The sequence below is a fragment of the Microcoleus sp. Pol17C6 genome (assembly GCF_036701145.1).
Lineage (GTDB): Bacteria > Cyanobacteriota > Cyanobacteriia > Cyanobacteriales > Microcoleaceae > Microcoleus.
Genome location: NZ_JAUBQH010000085.1, coordinates 1 through 19,548, shown reverse-complemented (window position 1 = coordinate 19,548; position 19,548 = coordinate 1). Strand labels below are relative to the sequence as shown.

11 protein-coding genes and 1 pseudogene are annotated in these 19,548 nt (G+C 45.3%); 7 read left to right on the top strand and 5 right to left on the bottom strand.

What is annotated here, in order from left to right:
• The 7 genes from QUA25_RS26640 to QUA25_RS26610 form a co-directional block, all read left to right on the top strand.
• A partial coding sequence (locus QUA25_RS26640; RefSeq protein ID WP_333042479.1) for a calcium-binding protein occupies positions 1-1,533 on the top strand: 1,533 nt, incomplete at its 5' end.
• A gap of 348 nt (positions 1,534-1,881) precedes the next feature.
• Complete coding sequence (locus QUA25_RS26635) at positions 1,882-2,616, top strand: calcium-binding protein (RefSeq protein ID WP_333042477.1); 735 nt, start codon at positions 1,882-1,884, stop codon at positions 2,614-2,616.
• 71 nt (positions 2,617-2,687) lie between these two features.
• The gene (locus QUA25_RS26630; RefSeq protein ID WP_333042476.1) at positions 2,688-4,490 is read left to right on the top strand and encodes a serine hydrolase; all 1,803 of its coding nucleotides are present in this window, start codon (positions 2,688-2,690) and stop codon (positions 4,488-4,490) included.
• A gap of 523 nt (positions 4,491-5,013) precedes the next feature.
• Complete coding sequence (locus QUA25_RS26625; protein ID WP_333042473.1) at positions 5,014-6,288, top strand: alpha/beta hydrolase; 1,275 nt, start codon at positions 5,014-5,016, stop codon at positions 6,286-6,288.
• Positions 6,289-7,317: 1,029 nt separating this feature from the next.
• Positions 7,318-9,492: a glutamine synthetase III gene (locus QUA25_RS26620; protein ID WP_333042472.1), complete on the top strand. Its 2,175-nt coding sequence runs from the start codon at positions 7,318-7,320 to the stop codon at positions 9,490-9,492.
• Between the two features lie 207 nt (positions 9,493-9,699).
• Positions 9,700-10,704 carry a BMP family protein gene (locus QUA25_RS26615; protein WP_333042471.1) on the top strand — a complete coding sequence of 335 codons (1,005 nt, stop codon included), beginning with the start codon at positions 9,700-9,702 and terminating at the stop codon, positions 10,702-10,704.
• Positions 10,705-10,745: 41 nt separating this feature from the next.
• Positions 10,746-13,577 carry a PAS domain S-box protein gene (locus QUA25_RS26610; protein WP_333042470.1) on the top strand — a complete coding sequence of 944 codons (2,832 nt, stop codon included), beginning with the start codon at positions 10,746-10,748 and terminating at the stop codon, positions 13,575-13,577.
• Between the two features lie 355 nt (positions 13,578-13,932).
• Here QUA25_RS26610 and QUA25_RS26605 read toward each other — a convergent pair whose 3' ends face one another.
• The 5 genes and pseudogenes from QUA25_RS26605 to QUA25_RS26585 form a co-directional block, all read right to left on the bottom strand.
• Positions 13,933-15,342 (bottom strand): cation:proton antiporter, encoded by a 1,410-nt coding sequence (locus QUA25_RS26605; RefSeq protein ID WP_445242209.1) that lies wholly within the window; start codon positions 15,340-15,342, stop codon positions 13,933-13,935.
• Between the two features lie 97 nt (positions 15,343-15,439).
• A complete protein-coding gene (gene hisA, locus QUA25_RS26600) occupies positions 15,440-16,213 on the bottom strand; it encodes a 1-(5-phosphoribosyl)-5-[(5-phosphoribosylamino)methylideneamino]imidazole-4-carboxamide isomerase (protein WP_333042468.1) in 774 nt (257 codons plus the stop codon).
• A 131-nt stretch (positions 16,214-16,344) separates the two neighbouring features.
• Positions 16,345-17,022, bottom strand: coding sequence for a TIGR02117 family protein (locus QUA25_RS26595; protein WP_333042466.1), 678 nt, complete (start codon positions 17,020-17,022; stop codon positions 16,345-16,347).
• Positions 17,023-17,036: 14 nt separating this feature from the next.
• A complete protein-coding gene (locus QUA25_RS26590) occupies positions 17,037-18,239 on the bottom strand; it encodes a glycoside hydrolase family 10 protein (RefSeq protein WP_333042464.1) in 1,203 nt (400 codons plus the stop codon).
• 131 nt (positions 18,240-18,370) lie between these two features.
• Positions 18,371-19,444 (bottom strand): annotated as a pseudogene (locus tag QUA25_RS26585) (serpin family protein); the annotation flags it as partial.
• Positions 19,445-19,548 lie beyond the last annotated feature (104 nt).

Below are 19,548 nucleotides of genomic sequence, written 5' to 3'. Positions count from 1 at the left end.
GAAACTCCGACACCAACACCAACTCCGACAGAAACTCCGACACCAACACCAACTCCGACAGAAACTCCGACACCAACACCAACTCCGACAGAAACTCCGACACCAACGCCAACTCCGACAGAAACTCCGACACCAACGCCAACTCCGACACCAACGCCAACGCCAACTCCGACAGAAACTCCGACACCAACGCCAACTCCGACAGAAACTCCGACACCAACGCCAACTCAGACACCAACTCCGACACCAACGCCAACTCAGACACCAACTCCGACAGAAACTCCGACACCAACGCCAACACCAACTCCGACTGAAACTCCGACACCAACGCCAACACCAACTCCGACTGAAATTCCGACAGAAATTCCCCCAGAAATTCCGACACCGACAGAAATTCCGGCAGAAACGCCAACACCGACTCCGACACCGACAGAAATTCCGACACCAATTCCGACACCAATTCCGACACCAATTCCGACACCAATTCCCGCAGAAACACAAATTCCGACAGAAACGCCAACACCAACTCCGACACCAATTCCGACAGAAACGCCAACACCAACGGCAATTCCCACAGAAGTTCCCACAGAAATTCCTGCAGAGATTCCCACAGCAACTCCGACACCGACAGAAATTCCGACAGAAGATTGCCCTTGTAACTCTCTATCCCTCCCAAATCTCAACCAACCCAATCCTGTAGAAAAGGTAGTTGTGAATAGTACGATCGATCTACCCCTCACAGGTACTGCTAGCAATGAGACATTCGACGGCAGCAGCAGCGAGGATTATTTCCAGGCAAAAGAAGGTAACGATAACCTGTTTGGCGGCGAAGGAAATGACTTCTTAAACGGAAACGAAGGCAACGACTTTATCTCTGGTGGAACGGAAGATGACTTGCTTTTTGGTGGCAAGAATCAAGACATTATTCTTGGTAATGAAGGAAGAGATACATTATGTGGGAATCGAGGAGAAGATTGGCTAAATGGCGGAGAAGATAGCGACTTCATTCACGGCAACGAAGACTCGGATTTTTTAGATGGGGGCAAAGGAAACGATTTCTTATTGGGAGGTAAGGATAGAGATTTAATTTTAGGCAGTGAAGGCAACGATACTCTGTTGGGAAATTTAGGTGACGATACTGCCTGTGGTGGCGGTGGCAACGATTACTTGCGGGGTGATGAAAATAACGATTTACTTGATGGCTGTGAAGGAAATGATACGATTTGGGGAGGGAAAGACAATGATACCATCTTTGGGGGAGCGGGAGACGACTTTTTAAGCGGCGATTTGGGAGATGATTATTTAATTGGAGGAAGTGGGAACGATCGTTTTCTGCTTTGGGCCGATTCAGGGATGGATATCATTCGAGATTTTGAACCCGGAAAAGATGCGATCGCCCTTACTAGAGGTTTGACTGCCTCTCAACTGTCAATTACTCAAGCCAACAGCGACACCTTAATCCGCTTGACAGCAACCGGTCAAATTTTAGCTACTCTCAATAACGTATCAGGACTGACACAACTAGGATATTAAAATTGGTTTGTAGTTGCGCTTGGCGGTTCAGAAACCGGGTTTTTTTACGAAAATACGCAGGTTGTGACCCGCAGATTCGGTAAAAAACCCGGTTTCTTTGGTGAGAGTGCGTCCAGGACTGACCTAAAAAGTACGATCGCCCACCTGACTTTTTCCAACTTTAATATTTTGAGTACCTGATTTTTTCGGATATATCATTGCCAAACACCATTTTTTAGGCTTTTAAATTACCTGATTTTATTCCCATTGTCGCTCACTCGATTTGAGAACAAACTGGTTTACATAGAACAAATTGCTTGAGTCGCAATTCCTATTGCACCAAGTCCACAACAACAAGGAGCAACAAAAATGTCATCAGTTATCAACGGTACTCAATTCGACGACAACAACACTGTCAACGGCAACGGTCAATTCCACAAATCCTTAGTTGGAGACGATTGGACGATCGACGGTCAAGGTCAAATTCAGATTGCAAATGATACAATCTACGGCTATCAAGGCAACGATAAATTGTTCGGCCGCGGCGGAGATGACATCCTCTACGGCGGCTTCGGCAGCGACAATTTAAATGGCGACGCCGGCAACGATAAATTATACGGCGAAGCTGGCGAAGATTTCCTATACGGAGGCAGCGGTAAAGATACCCTATCGGGAGGGTTGCACAACGATTATCTATTCGGAGGAAGCGGCAAAGATTATCTCATCGGCGGCGACGGCAGCGATTACCTTGACGGTGCTAATTTTTCTGGGGCTGGTAACGGTATCGGCGCAGGTAGCGAATCCGATTCTCTCGCCGGCGGTGCGGGAGCAGACACATTTGTACTTGGCAACGTTAATAACGTTTACTACCTGGGAACTGGCCATGCTACAATTACGGATTTTACTTTAGGTCAAGATAAAATCCAAATTAAAGGTAATTTAGCGGACGGCTATTCCCTTAAAATCGGCGATTGGAACGGCAACAATGTTCAAGATACTGGTATCTTCTACCAGGATAATTTGATTGGCGTTGTACAAAGCACAAACTTAACTAATGTCAACCCAAATCAAGTATTATTGTCGGCGCCTCCTATCCCTCAATAGCCTTAATTATCAATGTCAAAGGGCGGGTAGCATAGCACCGCCCTACTTTTTTAAATCGGGAGTTCTTTATCATGAGAAGTGCGAATTGTCGCCAAAAAATCAACAGACTTTTCTACACAAGTTTGACTTTGATTTCAGCTATCCTCTTAGGAGGGTTGGGAAAGCTTTCCGAGTCCAACAACAACACAGCTTTAGCGCAAGAAAACATCCCCATTAGCGGTAGCGGTGACGCGCAACTCCAGCCGATTTTGCAATCCCTGACAGAATTCATGCGCCACCGCTGCGTCGGTGCGGCCATACTCGGTGTTTCTGTTAAAGGTAAACCCGTCGGTGTGTGGGGTTTAGGCCGCATGAAAGGCAGACCTACTAATAACTGGAATCCGGCTTGCGGCGACGATATGCAGGCTCCTCTGGCTCCCCCAGTCGCGGCAGATACCCCCATGCGTATGGGCAGTATCAGCAAGCCTGTTACCTTTGCAATGGTGCGCTGGGCGCTTAAACAGACGGCGCGCGATCGGGCCGGTTTAGAACTGACTGACGACCAAATTGAAGGGATGAAATTGTTCGATCCAGAGCATTATCCGCCGCTAATTCCCGGTTTGAACAAGCAATATCCAGTAGCGATTATCCCTGAAAAATTGCACGCCGTATTTTCGGGTAAAGTCAAATTTCCCGTTCCCGTGAAAGACAGCAAGTGTGCCAATCTCAACTCAGGATTTGCAGACAAACAGTGGCAAAACGTCACCCTCGGACATTTTTTGTCGCACAGATCGGGACTTCAGCGCAGCGCGCCCAGATACGGTCAAGATATGATTGCAAATTTGCCAGTCCTTCGCAATCTGAAAACAGCAGCAGATTTTCAAGCACAAGAACAGCTACTTGTCAGCGAATGGGGCAGCAAATCTGTCAGTTCAGCAAAAAATCAACTCGGCATTTCTCCTAGCGCCGGCTATTTTTTGCCGAGTCCTACTTTAACAGAAACTATGCAGATTTTGGCTGGGCGATGCCTTCAGTATCCTCTCGGTCAATATCACTATTCCAATACCAGTCCCGCATTTCCTACGCTTATTTTGCAGCAGCTTATAGCTTCCGGCAGCTATGCTGCTCAAATGGGTAAACCAGCAACTCATCAAGGTTCCGCTTTGGAGGTTTTCTTCAAAACCGAGTTAGGAATTTCTACTGCGGCTGACCGGGGAATTTTCATGAGCCAAGAAGTAGAAAATATTGGCGATCGCGAGCCAGAAAAACGGCATTGGAACGGAAAAACCTACTATTGGCAGGGATGGGATTTGAAGCGTCCGCACTGCATCTGGAAGGGTAGCTTCTGCGATTTTGCTACTTGGCTAAATCCGAAGCCGGGGAGAATAAATTGGTCTTGGAATTTAAGCCAAGTTCCGTTTAGCAGCAGAAACACTGATTTGAGTCCTGGCACGGGTTCGCTAGCTGCCGAAGCTGAAGTTTTCCTCAAATTTATGTCACAATATTGGGTGGGCGGTTATGAAAATAACCCCCGCATCGGAGAAAAGCGAAATAATGTTTGGAATCGATATACGGCGCACAACGGAGCGCTTGACGGTACTCATGCTTGGGCAATCCAGTTAGGGGGAAATACCAATCCGAAAGAGTGGAAATTGCCCCCGGTGGATGATAACGGTCGCATCCTTGATGATTTTGCTAATTTAAAGATGTATGCGGGTGTGTTGCCGGAGGGAGTCGATGTTTTTGTGGCTGTGAATCAAAGGGCGGACAAGAAATGTGTTGAGGCTAAAGGCTACAATTGTGGGGATGCTTACGGAATGTTGAATAATTTTATTTTGTACGGTGTTTCTCAGGTGAATTGGAATCTAGTTGCACCTCGTGCAGTTGAAAAATAAAATTTATATCACTGTCGTCACCGCAGTTTATCCTATTCATTTTAACTGCTAAAAAAGCTTTTGATGCAGAGTATAATTTGCTCCACATAATTCAACAGAATTAGCGCTGCTGATAAGCTGTAGGTATATAAATTGTATTTTTTGGCGGGCGGGAGACACCACAAGAATTTCGTCAAATTTGACTATCAACTTTAGATGCGTGTTAGCTTACCAGTAAAAAAAATGCAATTTTATAAAAAACTCAAACCCGGCGAGTCACAAGTCACTCCTAATGCTTGAATCTAAAAATTATTTCCAATTATCAAAATTTATGCAAGAGTGATTTAAGAAATCGTTTGCCAAATATTTATCCTGTTTGGGGTGGAAGGCTATTAGATTATTTTTAACTACTTAGGTGTTAAATCAATGCTTTTTTGCTAATCTACTTTTAGGCAATATTTGTTAAAGTATCAGTGTCATTGTAGCCTATGTTAGGGCGATGGTATTAGTTTAAAATGATTAAAAATTAGGCTGCGAAAATCCGATGATCCACAAGAAGAACCGCAAAAAGTTACCCTTATTGGCAGCATTCTTAGTCTCGCCATTTATTTGTTGGTTCCTGAGTACGATCGCACTATTTCTCAGTCTCTGGGTCATCGTACCAGCACCCACGATGTTCTTGTACCCTTTGGCGGTGGGAGCACCAGAAATCAGTCCTTGGTTGGTCGGTATCAATACGATCGCCCTTGTCCTGAACCTGCTCAGACGGCATCAAGGCAAAGTCTACATTTTTTTACTGATTTGTAACCTCTTAGCCCTCATCCTGGGCCTGCTACCCCTGATTCAGTTTCCCGCAGCCAATGCAGCCATAGCTACCCAAATGCAAGCTGTTCTAGGGGAAAACTATTTAGCAGCCGTTCCTCAAGCCGATCGCGCGCAGCTACGCCCTCAACCGTTTATCCTCGCAGATGCGTTCCGAGGAATTCCCATCAGAGACGTTAGGATTGATCGGGCTATTGGATTTGCCAACCTTGACGGAGTTTCACTGCAACTAAACCTTTATCGGCCGGTGGAAATTGGCAAATATCCAGCGATTATCACGCTCTACGGGGGAGCTTGGCAAAGAGGCAATGCCGATTCCAATGAAGAATTCAGCCGCTATATGGCCGCCCAAGGCTATTGTGTGGTTGCAATTGATTACCGCCACGCTCCCAAGTATCGATTTCCTGCTCAGATTGAGGACGTACAAGCCGCTCTTTCCTATATCAAAACTCACGCTGGTGATTGGGAAATCGATCTCGATCGCATTGCTTTGATGGGAAGGTCTGCAGGGGCCCATTTAGCAATGCTAACTGCTTATAATTCTAGTGTGCTTCCAGTTCGAGCAGTGGTCAATTATTACGGGCCAAATGACCTGATTCGGGGCTACAATGACCCACCTTTTCCTGATGCCATAAATGTTCGAGCCGTCTTGCGTGCCTTTCTGGGAGGAACGCCAGACGAACTCAACGAGCTTTACTGTCGGGCTTCTCCCATAAATTATATTAAACCCAATCTTCCCACTTCTCTACTGGTTTATGCAGGTCGCGACCATATCGTTCAGCCCAAGTTTGGTCGAGCGCTCTACGAACGATTGCGCGCCACGGGCGATTCCCTACGGGATAGCTTCGCTTCACGGGCTATTTTGCTCGAAATTCCTTGGGCTGAACACGCTTTTGATGCAGTTTTTAATGGGCCGAGCAATCAATTAGCTTTGTACTACACAGAACGCTTTTTGGCTCATGCTCTGAAGTCTTCGGGTAAGGATTCAGGTCACTGAACTCCTTGCTGGGCAAAGACTTTAGATCTGGAGCTTGATGCTAAATAAATCTCTATTCTCAATAAAAGACAAAAAATGACAGTTTTTCGTCCTTTATTGACAATCAACCACGAAAGGCAAAAACCCTTATTTTGCCCTACAACCCTTGCCAGACAAGCGTTGGAGCCGCAAGTTTTTAGACCTGAATCCTTACGTCTTCGGATTACCAACGAGTTAACTAAAAACTATCAACTTACTCATTTATGCTCAATAAACTGCGGCTATAACAGTTTAATAAGTTCCCAAATCTCGTAAAGATTTCTACGGCAAATTATCGCACCAAATTTTAGAATAGTTGCCAGACTTTATTTATTATATAGCGGTTCGATCGCGTGGTGAGGTATGCCCCATGCCCCATGCCCCATGCCCCATGCCCTATGCCCCATGCCCCATGCCCTGTTAAACTCAAATCCTGCGGTTGTGTGCGATCGGTGCGATCGACCCTTCGGAAAAAAAACTAAATTTCTGTAGCCTAGAATACATTTATTTGGTTAATGATTGTTTAAACTCTCCAAGTGTAGATTGTGTACTCTCCATAATTCTCCAAAACCCCTAAACGAGTGCGTTGTTTGCTGGACTGCGATTTATCGATCGTCGAACCGTTAAAAACCATAAGTAGTTTTGACCTGAATTCATCGGAATTGATTCGCACAAAATTTTTGAGCTGACCAGGGTGAAGATTAGTTACTAAATTTGTGCAGTGCAGACATCTATAATGTTGACTCAAGTTTGTACAGGCTCTTGCCATCTATCTTCTTGCTAATAACCGCAATCCAACCGCATCTCACACTGGATTGTCACACCCGATGGACGGCGAAGTCATTGCGCCTCCCTCCTCCAATCTTTTAGAGTCTGCCAAAAAGGCATTCTCCCAAAAGTTAGCTTTGACTAAAAACGTTGGGTAAATCCAACATATTCGTCAATCGTTAGACTTTTGCTAACATCTATTTTTTCTCAACTACTTGTCCTGCAATCCCAATAAAAATAACCATGAGTGGAAACCAATCGCGCGTTCAAGCAATTTCTCAAATCGTCAACCGCAAACAGATGCCTGCCCGGCCTCCCAAGCGGTTAGAAGATATGTGGGCAACAGACGTTTTTAGTCTGAGCAAGATGCAAGAAAGTCTGCCCAAAAGCATTTTTAAATCCGTAAAAAACACCATTCAAACCGGCCAAAAACTAGATGATTCCGTAGCTGATGTAGTTGCAGCAGCAATGAAAGATTGGGCTCTTTCCAAAGGAGCCCTGTATTACGCCCACGTATTTTACCCGCTAACCAACAGCACCGCCGAAAAGCACGATGCTTTCATCTCAGTGCAAGGCGATGGCTCCGTCATCTCAGAATTTGCAGGAAAAGTTCTAGTACAAGGCGAACCCGATGGCTCCTCATTCCCCAACGGCGGCATTCGTTCCACCGCCGCCGCTCGCGGATATACAGCCTGGGATGTCACCAGCCCTGCTTATGTCATGGAAACAGATAACGGCATGACATTGTGCATTCCCACTGTTTTCATCTCTTGGACAGGGGAAGCCTTAGACAAGAAAACGCCGCTTTTGCGTTCCATTGCCGCCATGAACAAAGCAGCAACCCGAGTGTTAAAGCTATTAGGAAATACCGAAGTTGCTCCGGTCAATTCCAGTTGCGGTTCCGAACAAGAATACTTCCTGGTAGATGCCAATTTTACCAACAGCCGCCCAGATTTACTACTAGCCGGTCGCACCCTTTTTGGCAAACCTCCTGCGAAAGGTCAGCAATTTGACGACCACTATTTTGGAGCGATTCCAGAGCGCGTTCAAGTCTTCATGCAGGAAGTAGAAGAAAAAATGTATCGGCTGGGAATTCCTGCCAAAACCCGCCACAACGAAGTAGCTCCCGGTCAGTTTGAAATTGCACCAGTTTTTGAAGCTGCAAACGTCGCCAGCGACCACCAACAATTAACCATGACAATTCTCCGCAACACTGCGAAGAAACACGGTTTTATGTGTTTGCTGCATGAGAAGCCTTTCGCCGGCATTAACGGTTCCGGCAAACACGTCAACTGGTCGGTCGGCAATGCCACCCAAGGAAACTTATTAGACCCAGGCGATACACCGCACTCGAACATACAATTTCTAGTTTTCTGCGGCGCTGTGATTCGCGGAGTTCACAAATACGGCCCGCTATTGCGCGCGGTAGTTGCTACTGCTAGCAACGACCACCGGTTGGGTGCAAATGAGGCTCCACCAGCAATTATCTCTGTCTATTTGGGTTCGCAATTAGAAGATATCTTCGGGCAAATTAGCCGGGGAGAAGTTAAGGACTCTAAAGGTCGGGGAATTATGAACTTAGGTGTAGAAACACTGCCTACTTTCATGAAGGATGCTGGAGACAGAAACCGGACTTCGCCCTTTGCCTTTACTGGAAACCGATTTGAATTCCGTGCAGTAGGTTCCGGTCAGTCTGTTTCCGGGCCGCTGGTGGCGATGAATACAATTCTTGCAGATTCTTTGGACTGGATTGCTAACAAATTAGAAAGCGATTTGGCTAAGGGAACTGAACTGAATGCTGCCATCCAAACACTTCTAAAAGAAGTGATGGACGAGCACGGTGCGGTTGTATTTGGCGGCAACGGCTATTCCGAAGAATGGCACAAAATGGCTGTTGAGGAACGGGGTTTAGCTAACTTGCGGACTACTGCCGATGCTTTGCCCGTGTTGAAGGAAGGATACATTGAAGACTTGTTTGAAAAGACAGGTGTTCTGACTCCAGTTGAATTGGAAAGCCGTTACGATGTTTATGCTGAGCAGTATTTACTGGCAATTGAAGTCGAAGCAAAACTGGTAATAAGCATGGCAAAAACCATTATTTACCCCGCAGCTTTGAGGTATTTAGCTGAAGTTTCTGGCACGATTTCTAAATTGAAAGAGATTGGAATTGAACTGGAAAAGGAAAGTGCCGAAAAAGTAGCAGTGCTAGTTAAGTCCATGATGGATACTGCGAGCAAATTGAGTGCTGCTTTGAGCAAGCACGATTTTGCTTCGACAGAAGACCATATGCAGTATGCTTCGCAAACAATTCGTCCTTTGATGGATGAGGTTCGCAAGTATGCGGATGCTCTGGAAGGTGAAGTGGCTGATGATTTGTGGCCTCTGCCTACTTATCAAGAAATGCTGTTTGTTAAGTAATAGCAAACAAATTCGGTTAATTGCAGGTTAGAGTAGTAAGGACACGGCACTGCCGTGTCCTTACTTGTTGTTGAGCTTAAATGAGTGTTACGCTGAATCTGTCAGAGTCATTAAATGCGAGCGAGAGTAAGAGTTCTGAAGATTGTTGAGATACCCTTAAAATAATTTTTAGGGGTGAAAAAATTAACCTGGCTCCGAAAAGCTCTTATGCGAATTCAATCTTTCTTTAAACAAATGACTCTGGCGGCTCTAGCTCTATTTTTTGCAATCAGTTGCAGTCCATCGACTCCGAACGTAGACTCTTCCCCTGAACCAACTACCTCTAGCAGCTTTAGAGTGGCAATGCTCACCACAGGCGCCAAAGATAACCAAAGTTGGGATCAAGCTTGCTTTGAAGGATTGAATCTAATCAAAAATAAATTTAATGCTGAGGTAGACATTACTGACAGTATGGACGGTGAAAATAGTGAACCTACCATACGCCAATATGCCCAGTCAGGCTATGACCTGGTAATTGCAGCCAGTGGTGCCTATTCCAAAGCTGCCGAAAAGGTCGCTAAAGAATTTCCGCGAACGAAATTTGCCCTGATTACAACGCATCCAGGGAATAACAGAAATTTGGGGGCTGTTGCCTTTCGATCGGGTGAGGTGGGCTACCTCGCAGGCGCTTTGGCTGCCATGAAGACCAAAAGCAATAAAGTTGGCTATATTGTGGGTGAACCTTATCCGGTTTACAAAGAAGAAGAAGCCTTGTTTAGGCGGGGAGTGAAGGCAACGAATCCCTCTGTTCAAGCCTCGACGGCTTTTCTCAACTCTTGGGTTGATACGGAAAAATCCACCAAAGTGGCAACGGATATGGTTGCTTCTGGAGTAGATGTTTTGGCATTCAACGCGGGTGAGGCAGGGTTAGCCGCGCTAAAAGCCGTTTCGCAAAAGCCAGGAGTCTTGGTAATTGGTAGGACAAAGGATCAGTACGAAGTGGCTCCCGGCAAAGTCCTAACTAGCGTTCTACAGGACATCCCCAATCTGGTGCTAAATGTGGCAGTGTTAACCCAGCAAGGTCGCTGGGAAGGAAAACTTTACAAGTTTGGGCTCAAGGAAAAAATCTACGACTTTGCCCCTTTCCGTGGTAGTCTCACGTCTCAGGAAGAGGACACTTTCAAGATGATCCGAGAAGCTGTGACGACTGGCAAAATCGATGTTTCTCCTTAGTCCACCGATTAATTGATTTACCAATATTGATCCTAAGTCCGATGCAAAATCAACGCAACGAGCGCGTTCTGCCGATCGCCAGAAGCTCTCGTTCTCATCCCTGGCAACGCTTCTTTTCTATTGCAAATCAGCTCCGATATGGTTTGATATTTTTGGTTCTTCTGAGCTTACTGCCCACAGGTGGCTTGCTGATCTACCTCAGCTTTCAGGCGCAGATCCAGCAATCGCGATCGCTCCAAGAAGAGCGCAGCCAGACAGCAGGAGGGCAAATTGATAATTATTTAGATGACTTGAAACGAAAACTGAGCTATTTAGCTAGGGTCAAAGGACTCACAAAATTTCAACCTCAAGCGCAGCAGAGCCTGTTGGAAGGGATGATTCGTCATAATGATGCTTATGAAGCCGTTGCCATTTTGAACCGGAAGGGACAAGTTGTCGCGTCAGTTTCACCCTACGAACCGCTCAATTTAGAAAATCCAGCCACTTCGCCACTGTTTATTCGTGCCTTCAAACAACAGGAAGATTATGTGAGTCCTGTAGAAATTAATCCTCAAACTCACCAACCAACCACCATTCTGGCGGTTCCGATTCGGAATGAGCGAGATGAGGTGGATGGGGTGCTATTAGCGCAGGTAAATCTCAACTTTCTCTGGTTTATTGTTTCCCAAACGGAGGTGGGCAAGACGGGTTATGTCTATGTAGTTGATGAGCGTAATTTTCTCATTGCTCAAAAGGGTAGTAAGCCAGAAACCTTTCAACTTCAAGATATTTCTAAGCGCCCCTTTTTTAAGTTCTTGAAAGCATCCGAAGATACTAAGCACCTTAACGTTTATCAGGGTCTAAAGCAGGTAGAAGTATTGGGAGCTACTGCCTTAGTTCGGAGCGTGAATTGGAATGTGGTTGTAGAACTGCCAACGGCTGAGGCGTATGCTCCCGTTTACCAGATGCTCTCAGTTATGGGAGGCTCATTGGCGGTGGTGACGATCGTCGCTGTTGGCATTGGGTATTTATTTATTCGGCAAATTGTGGTGCCACTTCAGCGCTTAACCGCTGCAGCTACTGAACTCAGTGCGGGGCAATTAGAGACGCGGGTCAACATCGACCGCCAAAACGAATTGGGAACATTGGCGATCGCATTTAACAATATGGCAACCCAGTTAGAGGAACTGATTACAGCAGTTGAAGTGGAACGCAATTTCGTTTCAGCCATTCTTGAAATTGCAGGTGCGCTGGTAGTTGTGCTCGACCCGCAGGGACAAATCGTTCGCTTTAACCGGGCTTGCGAACAAACGACTCATTACTCGTTTAGTGAAGTGAAAGGGCGCTACATTTGGGAATTGTTCCCGAACTCGGACTTAGCTGGACTTGCCAAAACTGCTTTTGAGTCTTTACAAGTTGGTAATTTTCCCCAGCAGTATGAAGGCAGTTGGGTGAGCAAAAATCAACAACTCAGACGGATTGCCTGGTCAGATACTGCTTTAGTCGATAATCAAGGTGAAATTGAGTACATCATCAAAACAGGGATTGACATTACTAAACGGAAACAGGTAGAAGAAGAACTCAAAGCGTCGGAACAGCGGCTATCTTTTCTATTCCGCCAAAGTGCACTGGCAGTTGTGGAATGGGATTTAAACTTTCAAGTCACTGCCTGGAATCCAGCGGCAGAGCAGATTTTTGGTTACACGCCTACAGAGGCGATCGGACACCATGCCGCAGAATTAATTGTGCCTGCGTCTGCCAGAGAGGTAGTCGATCGAGTTATGAACGAGTTGTTGAGTCAGGTTGGAGGAATCTACAGCGTCAACGAAAATATTACGAAAGACGGCAAAACTATTATTTGCGAATGGTTCAATACGCCTTTAGTAGGGGAGGCTGGAAAGATTGTTGGAGTTGCTTCCTTGACACTGGATATTACTGAGCGCAAGCAAGCCGAAGCTGCGTTAAGGCAAGCAAAAGAGGAAGCTGAGGTTGCACTCAAAACCTTACAGCAAACTCAGGCACAGCTTATTCAGGCAGAGAAAATGTCAGGTTTGGGGCAACTGGTTGCTGGTGTTGCTCACGAAATTAATAATCCAGTCAACTTTATCTATGGCAACCTGAGCCATACTGCCGACTACACGCAAAATTTACTAAAGTTGATTCAGCTTTACCAGCAAACCTATCCAACTAATGCCCAAATTCAGGAAAAAATTGAAGAGTTCGATCTGGACTACATTAGTGAAGATTTGCCCAAAATGCTGACTTCAATGAAGGTAGGAGCCGATCGCATTCGTCAAATAGTCCTGTCGCTAAGAAACTTCTCGCGGCTCGATGAGGCAGAAAAGAAGCCAGTTGATATCCACGAGGGAATTGACAGCACATTGATGATTTTGCAAAACCGACTGAAGGCAAAACCGGATCATCCTGCTATTGAAATTGTTAAAGAGTACGGCGACTTACCGCGAGTAGAGTGCTATGCCGGACAGTTGAACCAAGTCTTTATGAATATTCTGACAAATGCCATTGATGCTTTAGAAAACAACGACAATCAGCGTTATACAAAAGACATCCAAAACAATCCCAGTCGCATCACTATTCGGACTAAGCTAGTCACAAACGAAACTCCTTCTGGTTCTTCAAAAAATGTAGTAATTCAAGTTCAAGACAATGGGTCTGGGATGACGGAAACTGTTAGACAACAGGCGTTCAATCCCTTCTTCACTACAAAACCCACTGGTAAAGGAACTGGATTAGGGCTATCCATCAGCTATCAAATTGTAGTTGATAAGCACGGTGGCTCCATCGAGTGCTTCTCTCAACCCCACCAAGGAACAGAGTTCCGCATTGAAATTCCTGTTTTGCAGAGCGGTGCTGTAGCACTCGTGGGTAAATAACTGCTATCGCATTCCTCTATAAGCTGTTGGGCCTTTAAATTGTATGTCAAAAAAAATCAAAGTCTTGTGGGGTGGGCGTCCCGCCCGCCCAGAATATACAATTTAAATGCGCGACAGCTTAGCGTTTCTGATGATAGACACCTATGAAGCTAGCTACAAATCGCGCTGGGATAGTTTATCGAACAGGTTTCGTGAGGGTTTAATCGACGGCATTGTGGGTTTTGAGAGTGCTGTTAGATCATTCCGGTGCAACGGGAATTGATATGAGTAGCAATGGAGACGATCGCCGGAAAGTGGTTCAATACCAGCCGAGCGCCTCCAACCACCTCAAAACAGACTTAATATCATCCGCTAATCAAACGATTTTCTCGCTAGAAAGTTCCCCAGTAGCAGGAGGCTCTACCGTATCGCCAAAGACAATCCGCAGAAAAGGCGGAGCCAAAAAAGTCGTCAGAATCACCATGATAATAATCGAGACTTCTAATGGTTTATCCAAAACCCCACTCGCGGAACCGATGGCGGCAAACACTAAGCCGACTTCGCCCCGAGGAATCATCCCCACTCCGATCGCCAATCGATTGATTCCCGGCTGACCAAATACCACCCAGCCTGTTACGATCTTGCCAAAAATAGCAACGACAATCAAGAAAGTGGCAATCAAAAGTCCCGCCCGATTATCCGGCACTGTTGGGTTCAAAACTCCCAAATCCGCCCGTGCTCCCACCGTTACAAAGAAGATGGGCACAAATAAATCGGCGATGGGTTTCACCAGTTCATCCAACTCCTGGCGGGCCTCGCTTTCATCCAACACCAAACCAGCCGCAAACGCACCCAAAATCGCTTCGAGATGAATTGCGTTGCCCAGAAAAGCCATGAAGTAGGCAAAAATAAAAGCCGGGATGATAATATTTCCGCGAGTTTTGAGTTGACCCACCACCGCCGAAAAGGTTTTGTTGAAGACACCGCCCAGCAGAATCGAACCTAGCAGAAAAACAGTGGCGCTGACAATCAAATAGATGACATTAACAACATCAATCTCCCCGGTTTTGGCTAAACTGGCGACAACAGCTAGGACAATAATTCCTAGCACATCATCAATCACCGCCGCACCGACAATAATTTGACCTTCTTTAGAGTTCAGTTGTCCTAATTCAGACAACACTTTAGATGTAATTCCAATGCTGGTTGCCGTCAAAGCTGCCCCCGCAAAAATTGCTGGAATTGCCGGAGTGTGGAAAATTATCATCAAGCCGGCAGTACCGGCGGCAAAGGGAACTGCCACACCTACGCAGGCGACAACAGTGGCTTGAATTCCCACTGCTTTCAGTTGTTTGAGATCCGACTCTAAGCCAATTTCAAACAGCAGAATAATCACGCCTAATTCAGCTAGCACTGACATGACTTCACTCTGCGATTCAAACACACTGGTGAGGGCGGCAGGGGATAGATGATTAATCGATTGCAGAACTGTCATAATCCCGGAGTCTGATGCTGACAGCCCACCTTCGGGAAAAACGATTAGGTGTAAAGCAGATACGCCAACAATTACCCCTGCTACAAGTTCGCCCAAAACCGGGGGAAAATCGAACTTTCCAGCCACTTCTGCGCCGATTTTACTGGCGATATAAATCACGACCAAACTGAGCAAAACTCCGCTGAGGACGATCGGCGAATTTTCTGCTGCGACTGTTGCTAATAAAGGTATGGGATCAACTAGGGATGCCATCCCAGAACTTAAAGCTGTAATTGTATGGTTCAAAAACATGGGTACGATGATGGTAAGAAAGACGATTCTACGGTGACTGTTGACTGTTGACTGTTGATTGTGAGTCGGAAAATTGATAACTGTTACATAATGACTATCAAGCAAAACTCGAAGAACCCAAATCTGGCGGTACATCCTGCCACCGCCCTTGTCCGACTGCTTGAATTGCTTCTTTTAGCAAGATATCGCCAGTATAAATTGCCCTACCGACGATCGCACTTTTGACACCAATTGGTTCCAAAGCCAGCAAACTCAACAAATCTGCGATCGAACTAACGCCACCGGAAGCAATCACGGGAATCGAAATAGCGTTAGCAATTTCGCGCAAAGATTCCAAATTTGGCCCTTCCATAGTACCGTCGCGGTGAATGTCGGTGTAAATAATTTCAGCAGCGCCTAATTCGGCCATTTTTTGCGCCAATTCGGCCGCTAAAACTTCCGAAGTTTCTAGCCAGCCTCTAGTCGCAACTTTACCATTTCTGGCATCTATTCCCACCAGAATTCGACCGGGAAATTCGGCGCATAATTCGCCGACTAATTGCGGTTGTTCGACGGCGACAGTGCCTAGAATGACGCGCCGGACGCCTAAATTGAGGATAGCAGCAACAGAAGCGCGATCGCGCATTCCCCCACCTACTTGACAGGGAACATCTACGGATCGGACGATCGCTTCAATGGCTGCTTGGTTGACTGGATGACCTGCTTTGGCGCCGTCGAGGTCTACTAAATGCAGCATTGTCGCGCCTTCATTTACCCACTGTCTGGCGACTTCGACGGGGTTGTCGTTAAAAGTTTGAGACTTCGCGTAGTCTCCCTGATACAATCGGACGCATTTTCCATCCAATAAGTCGATCGCTGGAATTACATTCATAATTTTTCCTCAAATTGCTAATTATACCAGTTAAAAAAAAGAATGCAACTTTGGGCAATCTCCCAACCCATACATAATCCTTCATTCCGAATTATAAAATCTAAAATCTAAAATCCTATTACCATTACCATTTATTTTTGACATTCGCAACCGCTATTTAAATGAAACATAATCGCCGAAGAAAGCGTAGACCATAAAGGAGTATTGACATCTGCTTTTTGCAAAGCTTCTGCCGTCCAGTCGTTGCAAGTTCTCAAAATATAGTAACTGCCTTTTGCTTCATAAAAACTATCGCTGTTACCGTAGCCGTAGCTAATTTTTATTTTCCTAATTGCTGGGTCTAATTGGAATGTATTTTTAATAAAATTTACCATCTTCAGATAATTCGCTCCACTAATTTTAACACATTGGGTTTCTTGATTTTGGGGAAAAACCCGATAACCTTGAACGTGTAGGGTAGACGGAGTAAGGAGAAATAGCGCCTTAAAAGCTGTAACTGGGTTGATACTTCCTGATGTGGGAGTTTCGAGCATAAAAGCTCGATCTCCCCAGCCAAAAGACAAGTATTTATAATCGGAAGTGGCATCCCGCCCTATTTCTGTTAGCGGTAAAAATTGATTCCAGTCAAAATATTCATTTTTAACTGGAACGATGATTTCGGTGTGGATGCCTTGGTTGGAAATGTATAGAGAGATTGTGCAATCTGCTTGCGAGTAATTTCCCCACTTTCTGGGAGTGAGATAGCCAATTGTTAAGAAAGCGCTCAAAAATAAGATGACAATTCCTAAGCGCTGTATGCTTTTTCTCATTTTAACCGTAGGTTTCAAATTCTGCCTTCGGATGGCGGGCGCTGCATCTTTGTGGGGAAGAATTCTTGCAAAGCAGAATTGCGCTGTTCGGGGGTTTCCCTAGCCCAATTCGACAAACTTTCGTAGAAAAAGAACGACACGCCAGCGAAATCTCTTTTTCGTACTTCTTGCACTTGTTCTTGAATTTGTTTGAGGGGAACAGAATTATTTTTAAGACCAGTTAAAATGCCGATCGCAGTTGGAATGTTAAGTTTAGCCAGTTTAACTTCTTCCCGTTCCAGTTCGGCACTAAAACGCTTGATATCGCTGCGATAAACCTGCAACACAATTTCTTGGATGTAGCCGCGTCTTTCCCAGGTAAACCAGTCCTGCAAGTGGGCGGGTAAAGAAAAGTGAAAAGGGTTCGGAGATAAGCTGACAATACATTTTTCTTTGCGGGATTTGATGGCGCGGGAAACTCGCCCCACGAAATCGTTGATTTTGTCAGCGCGCCAGCGCACCCAGAAGGTTTCGCGGGGGTCGTCGGAGGGAGGGCTTTTGATTTGTTCTTGATACATTAACACTGTTAACGGCTCGTAGCCAAATTCTACTGGCAAGCCGAAATGGTCGTCAAATTGAATGCCATCTATATCATAATTATCGACAATTTCTATGATTAAATCTAAGATAAATTGCTGAACTTCGGGATGAAAGGGATTCAGCCACACTCGCTCGTGTTTGCCTTCTTTCCAAATAGTTGAACCGTCGCGCCGCTGTGCCAGCCATTCTGGGTGAAGTGTGGCTAATTCCGATTCTGCAGGAGCCATGAAACCAAACTCAAACCAGGGGATTACTGCTATACCTTTTTGATGGGATTGTGCTATAATTTCTTTGAGGATGTCTCGGTCTTTCAATCCGGGCGATGGGTCGATCGGCTGTCCGAATACTCGTTGGGCTGCCGCACTCGGATAAAGTGTATAGCCTCCTTGCCAAACCGTGGGATAGATGGTATTAAAATTGAGTTTGTCCAGTCGATTTACAGCGTCAATGATGTTGTTGCGGGAGAAAATAACGTCGCTGTCAATGTTAGTCAGCCAGACGCCGCGCAATTCGGTTGTTGGGGTTTGGGGGCGGGTTTGCGCTAACAGACGCGGGGATAATATGGCAGAGGAGGTAAGGGCGATCGCAAAAACAAGTATTAAAGCCAGTATCCGCTGCCATTTGTGCAGTTTAATCATTAATTTTTCGCAAATATGATTATTTTTAGACTGATATTTTACCGTATAATTAGCTTGGTAGGGTGCGCCAGCTAGGGTTATTTTATTAAAAGTCGATCGAATATTTCCTGACGCACCTACTATTTTTGATCTTATTGGGGGTCAACGATGATACCCATAAATAATATTGTTCCTGTAGTATCGTCTTGAATGGCACAAAAGAATGGACGGTTTACATTCATTAGAAAAGGCAAACTTCTGAATAACTCGATGGAAGCCACTCCGGCTGCTTCTGTACCTTCTTCGTTCACTTCGACAAATGTTTTGTGTTTTACTGAAGCTACTGCTACGTTGTCATCAGTCATCGGAGAAAAGTCGGCTTTTGAGATTTCAAAAATTCCTGCCATTCCCAAAGCTATGAGTGTGCTTTTGAGTTCAACTTTATACTCCATTGTGAAGCGGGGTATTTCAATTATACAATTTATTTCTCTAAATTCTTGCATCCATTTATTCCAGTTTTCGGGTGTTAATTGCTGCAAAAAAGTTTCCAAGTTGCTATTGAGCCTGGGCAAAAAAATATACATACTCAGAGAACCTTCTTTGCCGTAAGGTAAACTAACTGCTTCAAATTTGTCTGTTTCGTAGTACCCATAAATGGCTGTCTGAGACATCATCGGATGCTGTTTGGAACTGCCGTCGCTTAAAGAGAAAGTTTTGTTCGCAGTTTGAGATTTATCAAAGGGGGTTTTCCAGTTGCCTTTGAAATAGATAGCGTTAATCAAAAACAAGACTTCACCGGGGCTAATTTTATCGACAATTCTCTCTATTTTTCCTTGAGTTTTTTGGCTCACCCAGTTGTTAATGATGCTAATAGCTTGCGGATTCATAAATTCGAGTTCGCTCAGATTAGCCTTGTAGTAGTGTTGATTTGTTTGCAGAAATTCTGGTTTTAAGGAGAAGCCTTGTTGCGCCCAAAGCGAGTTGGCAATTAATACTTGGACATTGGGGTCAAGTGTCTGCCAACTATTTTGCAAACCTTGATTGGCTGCGTTGATTTCTTGCAGAGTCATTCCCGTTAATTCGAGAACTTTTGTCATTTCTTGTTTGGTTTCTCCGCTGACTCCGTTGTATGTCATTGACAGTGCGAGGGCGACAGAAGTAGGGGAAATAAAGATATTTTGATTCGGCTGTTGTTTGCTGAGGGTGTGGAACAAGTTAAAAGCAAATTTGGTATTAGCTGCAACAAGTCTGGCGTCATTTGTGACAAGTTAAGAAAAAGTGCAAATTGTCAAGGGGGTAGACCAAAAAAGGTAAAATAGGATGAAACCTT